The 15,581-nt window shown below is 74.2% G+C and carries 13 protein-coding genes; 4 read left to right on the top strand and 9 right to left on the bottom strand.

Translation table 11 applies throughout. The features are described 5' to 3' along the window. Positions 1-34 precede the first annotated feature (34 nt). Together ACWHYA_RS15420 and ACWHYA_RS15415 are read right to left on the bottom strand one after the other, a co-directional pair. A complete protein-coding gene (locus tag ACWHYA_RS15420; protein ID WP_425940829.1) occupies positions 35-1,378 on the bottom strand; it encodes an SWIM zinc finger family protein in 1,344 nt (447 codons plus the stop codon). After that, positions 1,375-4,023 carry a hypothetical protein gene (locus ACWHYA_RS15415; protein ID WP_425940831.1) on the bottom strand — a complete coding sequence of 883 codons (2,649 nt, stop codon included), beginning with the start codon at positions 4,021-4,023 and terminating at the stop codon, positions 1,375-1,377. Before ACWHYA_RS15415 ends, ACWHYA_RS15420 begins: the two co-directional genes overlap by 4 nt. 103 nt (positions 4,024-4,126) lie before the next feature. On the opposite strand from ACWHYA_RS15415, the gene ACWHYA_RS15410 reads away from it, so the two are divergent. Continuing rightward, complete coding sequence (locus ACWHYA_RS15410; RefSeq protein ID WP_425940833.1) at positions 4,127-4,504, top strand: VOC family protein; 378 nt, start codon at positions 4,127-4,129, stop codon at positions 4,502-4,504. 11 nt (positions 4,505-4,515) lie between these two features. Here the strand turns inward: ACWHYA_RS15410 and ACWHYA_RS15405 are convergent, their stop codons facing one another. The 3 genes from ACWHYA_RS15405 to ACWHYA_RS15395 all read right to left on the bottom strand — a co-directional run bounded on the left by ACWHYA_RS15405 (position 4,516) and on the right by ACWHYA_RS15395 (position 7,725). Continuing rightward, positions 4,516-4,953 carry a universal stress protein gene (locus ACWHYA_RS15405; protein ID WP_425940835.1) on the bottom strand — a complete coding sequence of 146 codons (438 nt, stop codon included), beginning with the start codon at positions 4,951-4,953 and terminating at the stop codon, positions 4,516-4,518. 169 nt (positions 4,954-5,122) lie between these two features. Continuing rightward, the gene (locus ACWHYA_RS15400) at positions 5,123-6,886 is read right to left on the bottom strand and encodes a S8 family serine peptidase (protein ID WP_425940837.1); all 1,764 of its coding nucleotides are present in this window, start codon (positions 6,884-6,886) and stop codon (positions 5,123-5,125) included. Positions 6,887-7,008: 122 nt separating this feature from the next. Then, positions 7,009-7,725 carry a hypothetical protein gene (locus ACWHYA_RS15395; protein ID WP_425940839.1) on the bottom strand — a complete coding sequence of 239 codons (717 nt, stop codon included), beginning with the start codon at positions 7,723-7,725 and terminating at the stop codon, positions 7,009-7,011. Between the two features lie 220 nt (positions 7,726-7,945). On the opposite strand from ACWHYA_RS15395, the gene ACWHYA_RS15390 reads away from it, so the two are divergent. Next, complete coding sequence (locus tag ACWHYA_RS15390) at positions 7,946-9,937, top strand: sensor histidine kinase (protein WP_425940841.1); 1,992 nt, start codon at positions 7,946-7,948, stop codon at positions 9,935-9,937. Then, positions 9,934-10,581 (top strand): response regulator, encoded by a 648-nt coding sequence (locus tag ACWHYA_RS15385; RefSeq protein ID WP_425940843.1) that lies wholly within the window; start codon positions 9,934-9,936, stop codon positions 10,579-10,581. The genes ACWHYA_RS15390 and ACWHYA_RS15385 overlap by 4 nt, the downstream gene beginning before the upstream one ends. 45 nt (positions 10,582-10,626) lie before the next feature. Here ACWHYA_RS15385 and ACWHYA_RS15380 read toward each other — a convergent pair whose 3' ends face one another. The 4 genes from ACWHYA_RS15380 to ACWHYA_RS15365 form a co-directional block, all read right to left on the bottom strand. After that, on the bottom strand, positions 10,627-10,860 hold the full coding sequence (locus ACWHYA_RS15380; protein ID WP_425940845.1) for a lipoyl domain-containing protein: 234 nt from the start codon (positions 10,858-10,860) through the stop codon (positions 10,627-10,629). Then, the gene (locus tag ACWHYA_RS15375) at positions 10,857-11,882 is read right to left on the bottom strand and encodes an alpha-ketoacid dehydrogenase subunit beta (RefSeq protein ID WP_425940846.1); all 1,026 of its coding nucleotides are present in this window, start codon (positions 11,880-11,882) and stop codon (positions 10,857-10,859) included. The genes ACWHYA_RS15380 and ACWHYA_RS15375 overlap by 4 nt, the downstream gene beginning before the upstream one ends. A gap of 1 nt (position 11,883) precedes the next feature. Further along, positions 11,884-12,897: a thiamine pyrophosphate-dependent dehydrogenase E1 component subunit alpha gene (locus ACWHYA_RS15370; protein WP_425940848.1), complete on the bottom strand. Its 1,014-nt coding sequence runs from the start codon at positions 12,895-12,897 to the stop codon at positions 11,884-11,886. A 105-nt stretch (positions 12,898-13,002) separates the two neighbouring features. Next, positions 13,003-13,779 carry an IclR family transcriptional regulator gene (locus ACWHYA_RS15365; protein WP_425940850.1) on the bottom strand — a complete coding sequence of 259 codons (777 nt, stop codon included), beginning with the start codon at positions 13,777-13,779 and terminating at the stop codon, positions 13,003-13,005. A 93-nt stretch (positions 13,780-13,872) separates the two neighbouring features. Here ACWHYA_RS15365 and ACWHYA_RS15360 point away from each other — a divergent pair, with 93 nt between their 5' ends. After that, positions 13,873-15,573, top strand: a complete 1,701-nt coding sequence (locus tag ACWHYA_RS15360; protein ID WP_425940852.1) for an ABC-F family ATP-binding cassette domain-containing protein — start codon at positions 13,873-13,875, stop codon at positions 15,571-15,573. Positions 15,574-15,581: the final 8 nt, after the last annotated feature.

Here is a 15,581-nt window from a genome sequence, read left to right as displayed (position 1 = left end):
GTCCGTCCGTGAGCTGTGCTGCCCGTCCCGCCCGTCAGCCCTGCTGCCCGGCCCCTCCGGCGGCATCCGTGAGGAGCCTCGACGCCAGCACGTGCTTGCACGGACCCCGGCTGCCGGAGTGCTTGGCCCACCACAGGCAGGTGCAGCTCAGCGGCTCGCGGACGACGAAGTGCCGGTGGTCCTCGGAGCGGACGGTCCAGCCCTGCGGCGTCGGCGTGACCGCGCCCTCCGCCACCAGACGTCGGGCTGCCTTCAGCCGCGGGTTGTCGGCCTCGACCCGGGTGGTGTCCCACGGCAGCTCCCGGTGGAACCAGGTCTCCTCGACCAGGTCGAAGCCGACCTTGCCGGTGGCGACCAGGTAGCCGATCCCCGCCTCGACCTCGGCCGCCCCCAGCCCGGTCGCCCCGCCCAGCGCGGCCCGGTCGATGCGCGGCTCCCACGCCAGGTGCTCCAGCAGCCGCAGCGCCGAGCTCTCCGCGGACGCGGCCAGCAGTGTGGTGAGCAGCCCGCCCTCGCCGGAGAAGCCGCGGTAGGTCTCCGGCGAGAGCACGACCGTCAGCGTGGCCCCCGGCAGGTCGAACACCCACGCGCTGGCCAGGTCGCCCTCGTCATCGCCGGCGAACACCCGCAGCCGCGTCGCGAACCGGGCGATCCGCGCGGTGGCGGTGAGCCGGGCCGCCCCGGCGAGGTGGATCGAGCCGGGGCTCCGTCGCAGGCTCTGCCGCAGCCCACCGGGGGCCGGGACCAGGTGGTAGGAGGGGCCGGGCGTGGCCCGGGGGAGCGATGCGAGCCACCGGGCCGCCACCGGTCCCGGCAGCTCGGCCCGCTGGGTCATCCGGGAGGTGAGCACCGGAACCTCGGCGAAGCCGCGGACCCACCGGTGGGGCAGGTCGACCGGCCGCTCGACGTGGGTCTCCTCAGGCGTGGACACCGCCAACCCGTCGGTGCCGACGTCCAGGTGCAGCAGGGCCGTGCTCCCGACCCCGGCCAGGGCGGTGCGCAGCGGCTGGTTGACGTCGACGTTGGTCGTGCCGTGCGCGACCTCTCCACCCTCGATGCCGTCGGGCAGCAGGTCGAGCCGGGCGTGCACCCCGTTGCACAGCGAGAACGACTCGAACCGCAGCCGGTCGCCGGAGGCCGTCACGACCGGGTCGGCGCTGGCGGCGGCCACCCGCTTGGCCAGCCCGGCGTCGAAGTAGCGGGTGCCGGCCACGTCCGCCACGGCCAGCACCGCCGCGGCCGTCACGTCAGGACGGGCCACCATCCCGGAGAAGAACCGCGGCTGCTCGACCAGGCCCTGCGGCGTCAGGCCGACGGCCGTCTCCAGCCCGAGGACCCCGTCGTCCAGCCGGGACGCGGCGCGGTAGCCGGTGGTCACGACGCCACCTCCGTCGACGCCGGCGGAGAGTCCCCGGCCGAGTCTCCGGACGCGACCCCCGACGCCGCGGACGCCGCGGACGCCGCGGACGCCGCGGACGCCGCCTCCACGAACGCCGCCGCCTCGACCCTCGCCTTCGAGCTGCCCTTCGAGGTCGCCAGCGCCGCCACGGACCCCGGCACGACGACGTCGGGGACCGCCGCGACGTAGCGGCGCAGCATCGCCAGCAGCTCCGCCAGGCCGGGCGGCTTCTTCTCCAGACCGCACGCGCCGTCCAGCACGGCGGTCGCGGTGGGCCACAACGGCTTCAGGCCGCCGGCCAGGACGAGCTGCTCCCAGGAGTGCGCCAGCCGTCCCAGGCGCAGCTGCCCGTCCGCCAGCAGGTGCAGGCAGCAGGTGGTGTGGTCGGCCGGGTCCCACAGGCCGCGTCCCATCATCGTCAGGGCCGCGTCCACGGCGACGAGCCGCCGGTCCTCGTCGGCGTGCGACAGCGTCGCGGTCACCGCGTGCACCACCGCCCGCCCGGGCCGCGGTGAGGCGGCCAGGTGCGGCAGCATCATCGGGGGGAAGCGTCCCGTCTGGTTGAAGCTGCGCTGCAGCCGCGCGGCCAGCAGGTCGGCCCACCCCGGCACCACGCCGGCGTCGGTCTCCACGCCGACCGACCAGTCGGAGTACTCCACGTGCACCCCGTCCTCGTGCCCGGCCACCAACGACGGGGGTATGCCGCCGAACGCCTCCGCAGGGACCGGCAGGGTCGGCGGGGCGAGGTCGACCGCTCCACCCCGGTGGGTCACCTCCACCGGCGGCAGGCCCCCGGCCCGGATCCAGTCGCGCACGAGCGCGACCGCGTCGGCGTGCCGGCGTCGCCGGAACGGACGCGGCATACCCCCGGTCTCCTCCTCCGACCACAGACCGACCTCCACGCCGTCGAGCTCGGCCGCGCGGGCGGGGTCGACCGGTTCCAGCCGCAGGAGGGCGACGAAGAGGTCGACCGGGCCGACGAGGTCGCGGCCCGCGGCATACCCGCGCAGGCGCTCGACGAGCGCGGACAGCTCCAGCGTCCCGTCGGTGCGGGTGGGCGTGCTGACCACGAGGGGGATCTCGGCCAGGCGCCTCGTGGTCTCCGACATCAGGAGCTTGTGCAGGGCCTGGGTGGTGCTGCGGCTGGTGACCCCGTAGGACTCGGCGTCGTAGGGCGCCCGGACGCCGGTGTGGAACCGTTCGGTGGCCTCGCGCAGCCGACGGTGCTCGGCGGGGCCGACCAGGTCCCACGGCTCGGCGCGCAGCGGGGGCAGCCCGGCCGGCACGTCCGTCTCGTAGACCCGGTCGCCCAGCCCCCGGGCCCAGGCCACCGCGGCGCGTGCGTCGGCACGGGCCCACCGGACCGCGCCGTCCCAGAACATCGCCCCGTCGGAGGGGTCCATCTCCACGGTCATCCGGCTGAGGGCGGCCCTCATCGACGCCTCGTCCGGGTCGACGACCCTCACGGCGCGGGGCGGGTCGACCGGGAGAGGGTCGGTCCACAGCTCGGAGGGGGCGGCGTCACCGCCGGGGAGCGGCGCCGGCTCCGCACCGAGCGCGGAGAGCGCCCGACCGGCCCGCTCGGCCAGCGCCCGGTCGGGCAGGTCGGCGGCGACCTGCAGGGCCTGCACCCGGGCGTCCCGGCCCCACGGCGCGTCCTTGGCCACCAGCGCCCTCAGCAGCGTCGTGCGCTGGGCCTTCTCGGGGCGGGTGAAGACCGTGGTGGCGATCGCGGCGACGTCCTCGTCCCCGGCCGCGGCGATCACCGCGGGGAGCAGCACGGCGGTGACCGGTCCGCGAGCGGTGGCCAGCAGGTGGAGCACATGCGGCAGGCGGTCCACCGCGTCCTCGCGACCGAGCTCCAGGGACTGCAGGACCCTGGCGAGCGCACGCTGGCTGTGCGCGCTGTCCGGGCGGGTCAGGGCCTCGAGCACCCCCCTGATGATGCGCCCGCGGTCGAGCACGCCCTCGTCGACGAGCCGGGCCACCGACAGCTCCAGCTCGTGACCGGGGCGACGAAAGGTCTCGTCGGGCGCGAACGCCTCCGGGGTCGCCAGGGCGATCTCGAACTCCTCCCGCACCGACGCGTCGTCGCGTCGCCGGACCAGGGGTTCGTCCGGGTCCGACCAGCTGAACATCCGGGCCCAGCCGCGCCCGAACGCGGGCCCTTCGGGCAGGTCCGCCACCCCGGCGTCGACGAGGGGCAGCCCCAGCCGGGCGATCCAGCCCACCATCGACTCCGCCTCCTTGCCGAAGGTCAGCCGTGAGGCGGCGTCGAGGAACGGGCGGCAGAACGTCGACCCCCGTGCGAGGGCGGTCTCGACCGCCAGGTCGTCGGAGGCTGGTGCCCACCCGTACGTCAGGCGCCCGAGCTCCTTGGCGGCCCCGGTCGGCGGAAGAAGGGCCAGAGCCAGGATCCGCAGGGCGGCCTGGCCGTCGACAGCGGGGTCCTTCCGGAAGGAGCTCTGCCACCAGTACGCGTCGTACCAGTGGGCATGGCGGGACCGGTACCAGTCCGAGGCGGACCGGTGCACCTCGCTGCCGGGGTCGGCCAGCACGTAGGGCCGCAGGTCCTCCCACCGGCCCGCGGCCAGAACGGCCTCCAGCTCGTCGTGCACGGTCACAGGTGCCCCCTCGCGTCCCGGCGCCCCCGCCCTTGGGGCCCTCTGGCGGAGAGTATGCAGCAGGCGTGGGCCCGTGGATAGGTCCCCTCCCTACGATGGCTCCATGTCCACCGGCGGAGTGCACGGCCTGGGGTTCCTGGGGGTGCGGATCGAGGACCGGGAGCGGTTCCGGGCTGCGGTCGGTCTCTACCGCGACACCCTCGGCCTGGAGGTCGTGCGGGAGGAGTCCGACCGGCTGGTCTGGTTCCGCCTGGGCGACGGCACCGAGCTGCACGTCTACGGACCCGAGGACACCGACCACGTGGCGTTCGGCGACCGGCCGTGCGTCGGTCTCGTCGTGGACGACGTCGAGGGGACCCGACGCCGCATGGAGGCCGAGGGCGTGGAGTTCCTCTGGGACACCCAGCGGGACGGGGAGCGGGAGTGGGCCCACTACCGCGGCCCGGACGGCACGGTCTACGAGCTGATCGGCCGCCGCTGACAGGCCCGGGGTCAGGAGGCCCCGGTCGTGTCCCGGGTGCGGACCACGTGCACCGAGCAGTGGGCGTGGCGCACGACACCCGCGGCGGTCGATCCGAGCAGGAAGTGCTCCCAACCGGGTTGGGCCGAGGCGATGACGATGCAGTCGTGGCCGCACTCCTTGGCCAGCCCCAGGATGGTCCGGGTCGCATGGCCCCTCCGGGTGACGATCTGGACGTCCGGCGCGCTGAACTCGGAGACCAGCTCCTCGGCGACGGCCTCCTGGCTCTCCTCGACCACGGGCTCCAACGCGTAGACCTCGGCCGTGAGGTAGCGGGGGAGCTCCTCGAGCACCGAGACGACGGCGATGCTGCCGTCGGGGCTCAGCAGCGAGCGTGCCACCTCCATCGCCCGGCCGGCCTCGTCGCCGTGGCCCGGAGCGACCGGGACCAGGATCGTGGAGTAGGACATGGCTCTCCTCTCCTGGGCACCCGCATCTGCCGGGGTTGGAGGGACGGGACGCACCAGACCGTCTACTAGACATAGTAGTACCTGCGTCGGCCTCGCCGTCGACGACATGGAGGGGACCAGACGCCGGACGGCCCCGCCGACGAGCTGATCCGTCCCGTCCCTGGGTGACTCAGTTCTTCTGGCCGCCGCCCCTGGTGGAGTCGTCCACGTAGGTCTGCACCTGGCCGGTGTACGGCGTGACGGTGTTGACCCGACCGACGACGCCGACGGTCCAGGTGCCCGCCTCCGGGCTGGTGGTCATCACCTCGCGCTCGGTGATGGGCGTGTCGAGCAGCCCGGCCGAGGAGGCCACCTCGTTGCCCACCGGGTCGTAGAGGAAGAGGTAGACGTTGTCGGCCGGGTTGTCCCACGCGATGGCCGCGGACAGCGCCGCCGTCCCGTCGGCCACCTCGACCTCGTGGTAGCTCCAGAACTGCTCGTCCAGGTCCGCGATGCCGGTGTCCACGAGGTAGCCGCCGGGAAGCACGGTGCCGGCGATCGGCGTCGGGTCGCCGCTGGGCACCAGCCCGGTGTCGTCGGCCGGCTTGCAGTTGGTTCGCCCCTGCTCGGCCCACTTCACCGCAGCCCGGGCGTCCAGCATGCCGGCGCCCACCTCGAAGGAGGCGTAGCCGGCCATCTCGTCGGCGGAGCACTCCAGGATGTCGATGACGTCCCGGGCGGACAGCGCCGGGTTGGCCTCCAGCATCAGCGCCACGGTCCCCGAGACGTGCGGGGTGGCCATGCTGGTGCCGCTGGCCCGGGTGTAGAACGGGTTGTCGGTCACGACCCCGGTCGACATCAGCGTGGCGGTGCTGGACCGGGCGGCGCCGATGTCCACTCCGGGCGCGGTGATGGTCGGCCGGTACAGCCCGCCCCCGGCGTCGCGGTCCTGGTTGTCGTCGGGCCGGCCGGTGGAGGAGAAGCTGGCCAGGCTGAAGTCCTTGTTGGCCGCGGCGACCGCCACGACGTACGGCGACACCGCGTTGCGGCCCATGGTGTTGGGGCTGCCGGAGTTGCCGGCGGCGAACACGGTGACCACGCCCTCGTCGTAGGCGGCCTTGGTGGCGATGTTCACCGGGTCCTCGGGGTCGTAGTCGCTGCCGCCTCCGCCGCCCCAGCTGTTGGAGACGACGCGCACGTTGTGCTGCTGGCCCTCGGTGAGGATCCAGTCGTAGGACTGGATCGCCCACCAGCTGAGGACGTTGGCCGAGCCGAGCTTGAAGCTGACGATGTCGGCGCCGGGGGCGACACCGGTGAAGTGGCCGTCGCTGGCGGCTCCGGTGCCGGCGATGGTGCCGGAGACGTGGGTGCCGTGCCCGTGGTCGTCGATGCTGACAGGGCTGTCCACGAACCCGACGTTGGTGTCGCTGAGCGGGTCTCCCACGACGGCGAAGTTGTGGATGACCTTGTCCCCGTGGGGGAGGTCGGGGTGCGTGGGGTCCACGCCCGTGTCCGTGACGGCCACCGTGACGCCCGAACCGTCATAGGCCCGCCGCAAGCCGTCACCGGCCCAGACGTCGTCGGCGTTGATCATCTCGATGCTGTCGTCCAGATAGAGCTCGTCCCGGGCGTTCTCCCAGACGCTGCGGGTGTCCTCCCAGGAGGCCACCTCGCGGATCTGGTCGGGGGACAGCGTGGCCAGGGCCATCGGCAGGGTCCGGGTCGTCTGCAGGTCCGCGTCCAGGCCGGCGAGCCGCTCGAGCCCGGAGCGGTCCGCGAAGGTGACGACGACCTCCAGGGAGGGGCCGCCCGCGGTGAGGAACTCCTCGACCGCGTCCGACAGGGGTGCCAGGTCTGATTCCTCCTGGGTCGTCGTCGCCCCGGCGGGAGCGACCAGCGCGCCGGCGAGCGCGAACGAAGCAAGGGCTGGGGTGATCCATCTCACACGTGACATGGCCGGTGACGCTACAACTGCCTCCGGGGGGCCTCAACCCGAGCAGGTCGATCTGACCGAATCTTGACCGAGTCCTTGCCCCGTCCTGACCGAGGCGTCCCGGACCGGCGCCGGCCCGTGGCTCACCGCCGGCGCAACCGGATCCCCAGGTCGACCCCCACGACCGCGGGCCAGAGGAACCAGCCGAAGATCGCGACGTACATCCCGGTCGAGGACACCGGGTTCTCACCCAGCAGCTGGCCGAGCGAGACCAGCTCGCCGGCCGCGACGAGCAGGCCGAGCACCGCGACCGGGCGCGAGAGGAAGCGGTGCCCCAGGGCCAGCCACGACACGAGCCCCACCATCGAGCAGGTGACCACCAGCGCCAGGGAGCCGAACGCGTCGGCGAACAGACCGGCTGCGTAGAGCGCCCGCACCTCCGTGTCGCCCAGGGCGGCGGGGTCGACGAACAGCCACACCGCATACACCGCGTGGAAGAAGACCATCTGCACGGCGGCGAGCGTCCCGGCGCCGAGGACGTACCGGCTCGCGGTGCCGCCCGGCCCTTCCGCCTGCAGCACCGTCACCAGCGCCGAGACGAGCGCGAGCAGCGCGACGACCGCGACCAGCGAGCTGGCGGCGTTGAGGGTCAGGACGTCCAGGTTCTGCTCCACGTGGGCGCGGATCCCGGTGGCGTCGGTGCCCGGTCCCGGAGACTCCGGGGCGAAGGTGCCCACCCCGGCGACCAGCCACACCAGGCCGGCCACGAGGGCGGTCCGCCGGGCACGCCGGAGCGGACCGGTCCCTGCGGCGGTGGGGGAGGTGGGGGAAGGGACGGGGTATGCGGTGCGCGTGGCCATGGGAGCCGCCTCTCGGGTCGGGTTCGCAACGCCCTCCACGCTGGCGGCCCGGGCGTCCCCCTCCCCAGCGGCGGACGTCCCGGCCGTGCCCGCCGCGTGCCCGGCACCACCGGGACGATCGTCCCTGGCCCGCGGGACACCCCCGCCGGTACCGTCGGACGTGCACCGCCGGGGCGGGTCGGGCGACCCGCGGCCGGGGCGGTCGGGAGGGAGGTCCGCGGTGTCCGCGACGGTGGCCTCGCGCTGGCTGGGGGTGGGCCTCGCCGCCACCACCGGGACGATCCTCGCCCTGGTCGTGGGGCTCGGGACCCTGGCCGGTATGCCGCTCCCGGCACCGGACGACGTCGCCTGGTTCGTCAGCTTCCTGGCGTTCCCGGTCGTGGGCCTCCTGCTGACGTGGCACCGGCCCGACCTGGCCATCGGCTGGGTCTACCTGGGCGTCGGGCTGGCCCAGGCCCTCGGTGGAGCCCTCGACGCGCTGGCCGACCACGCCGACGCCTCCGGCCGGGCCGCGGCCGCGGCCTGGGCGAGCCTGCTGAGCAACGTCGGCTACGGCACCGCGTTCGCCCTGGCGTCGACCCTGGCGCTGCTGCTCTTCCCCGTCCGGACCACCGGACCGTGGCGCCGCAGGCTCGTGGTCGCCTCCGTCGCCGGCTACGTCGTGATGCTGCTCGGCTACGTGCTGGCCACCGGGCCGATCGAGTCCGAGCTGCGCCTCACCAGCCCGCTGGCGGTCGAGGCCTGGGCGCCGTGGCCGCGCCGGGTCGGCGACGCCGCCGCCGCGGCTCTGCTCGTGATCACCCTGGCGGCGCTGGTGCTCCTCGTCCGGGCCTGGCGACGCTCGCAGGGGGAGGAGCGGCGCCGCCTCCTGTGGCTCGGCTTCGGCGCCCTCTTCGCGCTGCTGACGGTGGGGGTGGCGGCGGTCGTGGTGCCGTTCGCCCCGACCTGGGTCGGGGGCTCCCTCGAGGCCGTCGGGGTGGCGGCCCTCCCCGTCGCCACCGGGGTCGGGGTGCTGCGCGCCGGCCTGTTCGACATCGCCGCGGCCCTGGACCGCACCCTCGTGTATGCCGTCCTCACCGGCATCGTGCTCGCCACCTACTTCGGAACGCTGGCTCTCGTCACCGGGATCCTGGGGACGGACGCGGGGCGGGCCGCCTCACTGCTGGCCAGCGCGGCCGTCGCGGTGTTCCTGGCGCCGGTGAAGGCCTGGCTGCACCGGGTCGTGGAGCGCTGGCTCTACGGCGACCGGGCCCATCCCTACCGGGTGCTGGCCGACCTGGCCGCCCGGCTGGAGCGCACGACGGCGCTGGACGACCTGATCGCCACGGTCACCGAGACGGTGCGCCGGACCCTGCGGCTGCCGTTCGTCGACGTCGTCCTCGAGCCCGCGGGCGTGGCTCCGCCACCGGGTGCGGTGGCCCTCCCGCTGCTCGCCCACGGACGGAACGAGGGGGCGCTGGTCGTCGGGCGCAGGCCGGGCCAGGCCGCGTTCACGGCCGCCGAGCGGCGCCTGCTGGAGGACCTCGCCCGGCAGGTGGCCCGCGAGGTGCAGGTGGCCCGGCTCGCGACCGACCTGCAGGAGTCGCGCGAACGGCTCGTGCGGACCCGTGAGGAGGAGCGGCTGCGGGTACGGCGGGACCTGCACGACGGGATCGGTCCCACCCTGGCGGCGGCGGGTCTGATGGTGGACGCCCTGCGGGACCGATGGCGCAGCGAGGACCCCCGCGTGGACGAGCTGCTGGGCCGGGTCCGGGCCGAGATCCACCGGTCGGTCGACGGGGTGCGCGAGGTCGTCGAGGGCCTGCGGCCACCGGCCCTGGACGACCTCGGCCTGGCCGGGGTGGTCCGGGAGCACGTGCACGCCCTGGCGCCGACCGGCCTCGCAGTCGACCTGCGGTGCCCGCCCACGCTGGAGGTGGGCAGCGCCGCGGTGGAGGTGGCGGCATACCGGATCGTGACGGAGGCCCTGACCAACGTCGTGCGGCACGCGCGCGCCTCCCGCTGCCGGGTCGAGCTGCAGGTGCGCGACGGCTGGCTCCTGCTCGAGGTCGCGGACGACGGGAACGGGCCGGGGGAGCGCCCCGCGGGTGTCGGCACGGCGTCCATGCGTGAGCGCGCCGCCGAGCTCGGTGGGACCCTGGAGCTGGGTCCGGGCGAGGCGGGCGGGACGACCGTCACCGCCCGGATCCCGATCGGAGGTGGCGGCGGATGAGCGTGCGGGTGCTGCTCGTCGACGACCACCCGATCTTCCGCGAGGGCCTCGTGGCCGCGCTGGAGGGGGAGCCCACGGTCGAGATCGTCGGCGAGGCGGCGACGGGGGAGGAGGCGCTCGCCCAGGTCGCCCGGCTGACCCCCGACGTGGTCCTGCTCGACCTCGCCATGCCCGGGATGTCCGGGATCGAGGTGACCCGCGCCGTGGCGCGCGACCATCCGGCCGTGCGCGTGCTCGTCCTGACGATGCAGGCCGACGACGAGTCGCTGTTCGCGGCGGTGCGGGCCGGCGCGGCCGGGTACCTGCTCAAGGGGGCCCACCGCCAGGAGGTTCTCCGCGCGGTCGGCGCCGTCGCCGACGGGGAGGCGGTCTTCGGCGCCCCCGTGGCCAGCCGGATCCTGGCGCAGCTCACCGGCCAGGGCACCGGGGGAGCGGACGCGCCCTTCCCGCAGCTGACCGACCGGGAGCGGGAGATCCTCGACCTCGTCGCCCAGGGGCTGGGCAACCAGGCCATCGCCGCCCGGATGCACCTCGCCCCCAAGACGGTGCGCAACAACGTCTCGACGATCCTGCAGAAGGTGCAGGCCGCCGACCGCGGGGAGGCGATCGCCCGGGCGCGGAGCCTGGGGATGGGGCGGGTATGACGATCGGGCGGTGCCGTCGATCGCCCATCCTCGCCTCGGGTGGGGTCAGGTGATCTCGGCGATCTTCGCTCCTTGGGCCACCTCCTCGCCCTCCTCGACGAGCAGCCGGATCGTGCCGGCGGCGGGGGCGACCACCTCGGCGTCGACCTTGTCCATCTGCACCTCGGCGACCAGCTGGTCCGCAGCCACGACGTCACCGTCGGCGGCGTACCAGGTGGCGAGCACGCCGGTGGCCTGCGGGTTGTCGGAGCTGAGCTGCGGGAAGATCAGGTCGGTCACGCCAGGACCTCGCGGATCGCGGACTCGATGCGCTCGTGCAGCGGCAGCACCGCATACTCCAGCACGTGCGCGTAGGGGATCGGCGCGTCCGGCATGGCCACCCGCTTCGGCGCGGCCTTGAGCAGGCTGGGGTCGGTCTCCACGACGGTGGCCAGGATCTCCCCGGAGAGCCCGTAGGACAGGTAGTCCTCGTCGACGACGACGAGCCGCCCCGTCTTGGCGACCGAGGACAGGACCGCCTCGCGGTCCAGCGGCACGAGCGAGCGCAGGTCGATCACCTCGACCGAGACGCCGTCGTCGGCGAGCTTGTCCGCCACGTCGAGCGCGTGGTGCACCGAGAGGGACAACGTCACGACCGTGACGTCGGTGCCCTCGCGGGCGACCGCCGCCTTCCCGATCGGCACGACGTGCTCGCCCTCGGGGACCACGTCGACGGAGCGCCGGTTCTTGGCCATCCACGGCAGGCCCATGACGCCCTTGTGGAACATGTAGACCACGGGCGAGTCGTCGCGGATCGCCGAGGTCATCAGGCCCTTGGCGTCGGCCGGGTTGGACGGGACCACGATCTTCATGCCCGGGAGGTGGGCGAAGGTGCCCCACAGCGTCTGGGAGTGCTGCGCCCCGTCGGAGTAGCCGCCGCCGACCGCGGTGGTCAGCACCATCGGCACCGACACGTTGCCGCCGGACTCAAAGTGGATCTTGGCCATGTGGTTGTAGATCTGGTCCAGGCAGACGCCCATGAAGTCGGCGAACATCAGCTCCACGATCGGCCGCATGCCCTCGACGGCGGCACCGATCCCCAGCCCGATGAAGGCCGTCTCCGAGATGGGGGTGTCGATGATCCGCGAGGGCCCGAACTCGTCGAAGAGGCCGGTGGTGGAGCCGAAGATGCCGCCGTAGGGGCCGACGTCCTCACCCATGTAGAAGACCTCGGGGTTGGCGCGCATCTCCTGGGCGATCGCCTCGGCCATCGCCTTGGAGGTGTTGAGCCGGCGGGTGGTGGGTGCGGTGGTGGTGGTCATCTCAGGCCTCCTCGGCGAAGACGTAGCGGGTGGCCTCGGCCGGGTCCGGCAGCGGGCTGTCCTTGGCGAAGGTGATGGCGGACTCGACGCGCTCGGTCGCCTCGGCGGCGACCTGCTCCTTGGTCGCGTCGTCGAGCAGACCCGCCTCCTGCAGCCGGGCCTCGTACCGCGGTATGGGGTCGCTCGCGCCCACGTCGGCGAGCTCGGGCCGGTAGCCCTGGGCGTCGCCCTCGAAGTGGCCGAGCAGGCGCAGCGTCTCGACCTCGAGCAGGGCGGGGCCCTCGCCCCTGCGCGCGCGGCCGACGAGCTCGCCGGCGGCCTCGTGCACGGCGTCCACGTCGTTGTCCTCGACCCGCACGCCCGGGATGCCGTAGCCGGCGGCCCGGTCGGCGTTGGACGCGACGGACGTGGAGGCCGAGCGCGGCACCGAGATCCCCCACTTGTTGTCCTCGATGACGAAGAGGACCGGCAGCTTCCACAGGGCCGCCAGGTTGAGCGACTCGTGGAAGGCGCCCTGGTTGGCCGCGCCCTCGCCCGCGACGGCGACCGCGACCCGGTCGGTGCCGCGGGTCTTGAAGGCGAAGGCCTGGCCCAGCGCCGGCGGGAGTCCCTCGGCGATGATCCCGGAGCAGGAGAAGTGCCGCTCCGGGTCGAACAGGTGCATGTGCCCGCCACGGCCCCGCCCCAGTCCGGACTCCCGGCCGAAGATCTCTGCCGTCATCCGGTCCAGGTCGACCCCGTGGGCGATCGCGAAGTGGTGGGGGCGGTGCGGGCCGGTCACGGCGTCGTTACCGGTCAGGTGCGCGCAGACCCCGGCGGCGACCGGCTCCTGGCCGGCGGACAGGTGCATCTCGCCGGGGATCAGTCCCTTGCCGATGTCGAAGCCGGGCCCCTTGTCGGCGTGGTACTCGCGCAGGATGGCCATCTCGTAGGTGCGGATCAGCACCATGGTGCGGTACAGGTCGAGGCGGACCGACGCGTCCTGCCCCTGCTGCGTGGTGACGGTGGTCGTCATCGCAACCTCCTTGTTGTCGTAGACCCACTGTCGGTCGCCGGGCGGAGGACCACCAGCCCCGAGTTTTCAGATGGTGATACGGCGCCGCCGGCCGAGCGCGGGGGCCTACGCGATGCCGGCCCGGTCCGCGTCGTCGGCTCCGGCGCTGGCGTAGGCCAGGGCGACCCGGTTGGCCGCCCGCCTCAGGCGGTGCGCCTCCCTCAGCACCCGCTCCTGCTGGGAGAGCGGGACCGACACCGCGACCGCACCGACGACCCGTCCCCTCACGGGGACGGCGACGCAGGTGGTGCCCAGGCTGTACTCCTGGCTGTCGACGACGACCTCCGGCCGGCCGTCGAGCTCGGCCAGCAGCGCCCGCACGTCGGTGTGCGTGCGGGGCGTGAGGTCGGCCATCGGGTGGCTGGCCAGGTAGTCCCGGCGCTCCTGCTGCGGCAGGGCCCCGATGATGGCCTTGCCCAGGGCCGTCGCGTGCGCCGCGTCATGCAGCCCCACCCACAGGTCGGTGCGTGGCGCGCCCGGTGAGTCGACGATGTCGACCAGCTCGATCTCGCCGTCGTTGACGACCGCGAGGTATGCCGCCGCGCCCAGGTCGTCGTGCAGGCTCCGCAGCACCCCACGCGCGCGCAGGGTGGCGGAGGCGTTCTCGCTCGCCGCGGCCAGGTGGCCCGGCAGGTCGCCGACCACGTAGCCGTCCTCGGTCCGCACCAGGTAGCCCTCGTGCACCAGGGTCCGGAGGAGGTGGTAGGTCGTGGGCAGCGGGATCTCGGTCAGCCGGGCGAGCGTCTTGGCCTGCACCGGGCGACCGTGCTCGGCGACCGCTTCCAGCAGCGAGAGCGCGCGCACGACGGAGCCGATCAACGTGGGACCTGCAGGCTTGGTCACGGCACCTCCGGGGGCTTCCTCGGACGCTACGCCGCTGGCTCCGAACCGGTCAAGGACTCCACGAGGGCCGCCCGCTGCTGGGAGGATGGGCGGGTGACCGCGACCATCCAGGCCCGGGACGTGGCCGTCGGCCACGGGGCGACGCTGCTGTTCTCCGGGCTCGACCTCGTCGTCGCCCCGGGCGACGTCGTCGGGCTGGTCGGCCCCAACGGCGCCGGCAAGACCACGCTCCTGCACGTGCTGGCCGGGCGCCGCGCACCGGAGTCGGGCGCGGTGACCGTCTCGCCACGGACCGCGCACCTGGGTCTGCTGACCCAGGAGTCGGACGCGCTGCCGGGCGAGACGATCCGGCAGTCGCTCGCGCGCCGCACGGGGGTCGCCGACGCCGAGGCGGAGATGGACGCCGCCGCGCAGCGGCTGGCGGAGCGGCCCGAGGACGAGGTGGGCGCGACGGCATACTCCACCGCCCTGGAGGCCTGGCTCGCGCTCGGCGGCGCGGACCTCGACGAGCGGGCCGAGGAGGTCGCCGCGCGCCTGGGCCTGGCGGTCGACCTGGACCGCGAGGTCCGCACGCTCTCGGGCGGGCAGGCGGCGCGGGTGGGGCTGGCGGGGCTGCTGCTGTCGCGCTACGACGGCTACCTGCTGGACGAGCCGACCAACGACCTCGACGCGGCGGGCCTGGAGCTGCTGGAGGAGTTCGTGCAGGGGCTGGAGGCACCGGTGGTGCTCGTCAGCCACGACCGCGCGTTCCTGTCGGCGGCGGTGACGACCGTGCTGGAGATCGACCGCAGCCTGCGGCGGGTGGTGGCCTACGGGGGTGGCTACGACGCCTACCTGGAGGAGCGCTCGATCGCGCGCCGGCACGCGCGGGAGGCCTTCGAGGAGTATGCCGCGCGCCGGCGGACCCTGGAGGCGCGCGCCCGGATGCAGCGCGAGGGGATGGACAAGGGGGTCCGGGCCGCCAACAGCAAGCTGGCGCGGCGCAAGGAGAAGGACAAGAACATCCGGTTCCACCAGCAGGCCACCTCCGAGAAGCAGGCGGCCAAGGCCCGCCAGACCGAGCGGATGATCGAGCGCATGGACGTGGTGGAGGAGCCGCGCAAGGAGTGGCAGCTGCAGTTCTCGATCGCGCAGGCACCGCGGTCGGGCGACGTCGTGGCGGTCGCGCGCGCGGCGGTGGTGCGCCGGTCGGGACCGACGGGGGCGTTCACCCTGGGGCCGGTGGACCTGCAGCTCGACCTGGGCGACCGGGTGGCGATCACGGGGCCGAACGGGTCGGGCAAGACCACCCTGCTGGCGCTGCTCCTGGGGCAGGTGGAGCCGGACGAGGGGGCGGTGTCGCTGGGCTCGCGGGTCGTCGTGGGGGAGGTGGACCAGGCGCGGCGGCTGCTGGACGCGGTGGACGTGCCGCTGGCCCGGGTCTTCGCCCTGGAGCTGCCGGAGTGGACCGACGCCGACCGGCGGACCCTGCTGGCGAAGTTCGGCCTGGTGGGCGGGCATGTCGGGCGGTCGGCGTCGACGCTGTCGCCGGGGGAGCGCACCCGCGCGGCGCTGGCGCTGCTGCAGGCGCGCGGGGTCAACCTGCTGATCCTGGACGAGCCGACGAACCATCTGGACCTGCCGGCGATCGAGCAGCTGGAGCAGGCGCTGGAGGCGTTCGACGGGACGCTGCTGCTGGTGACGCACGACCGGCGGATGCTGGAGACCGTGCGGCTGACCCGGCGGTGGGAGGTCGACGGGGGAGCGGTGACCGAGGTGCTGCCGGGGGGCGGAGAGCTGAGTCCCCTCCCGTAGGAGGGGCG

The sequence above is a fragment of the Ornithinimicrobium carbonis genome (genome assembly GCF_977012275.1).
The sequence above is the reverse complement of the archived record's forward strand: the minus strand, read 5'-3'. Positions and strand labels throughout refer to the sequence as shown.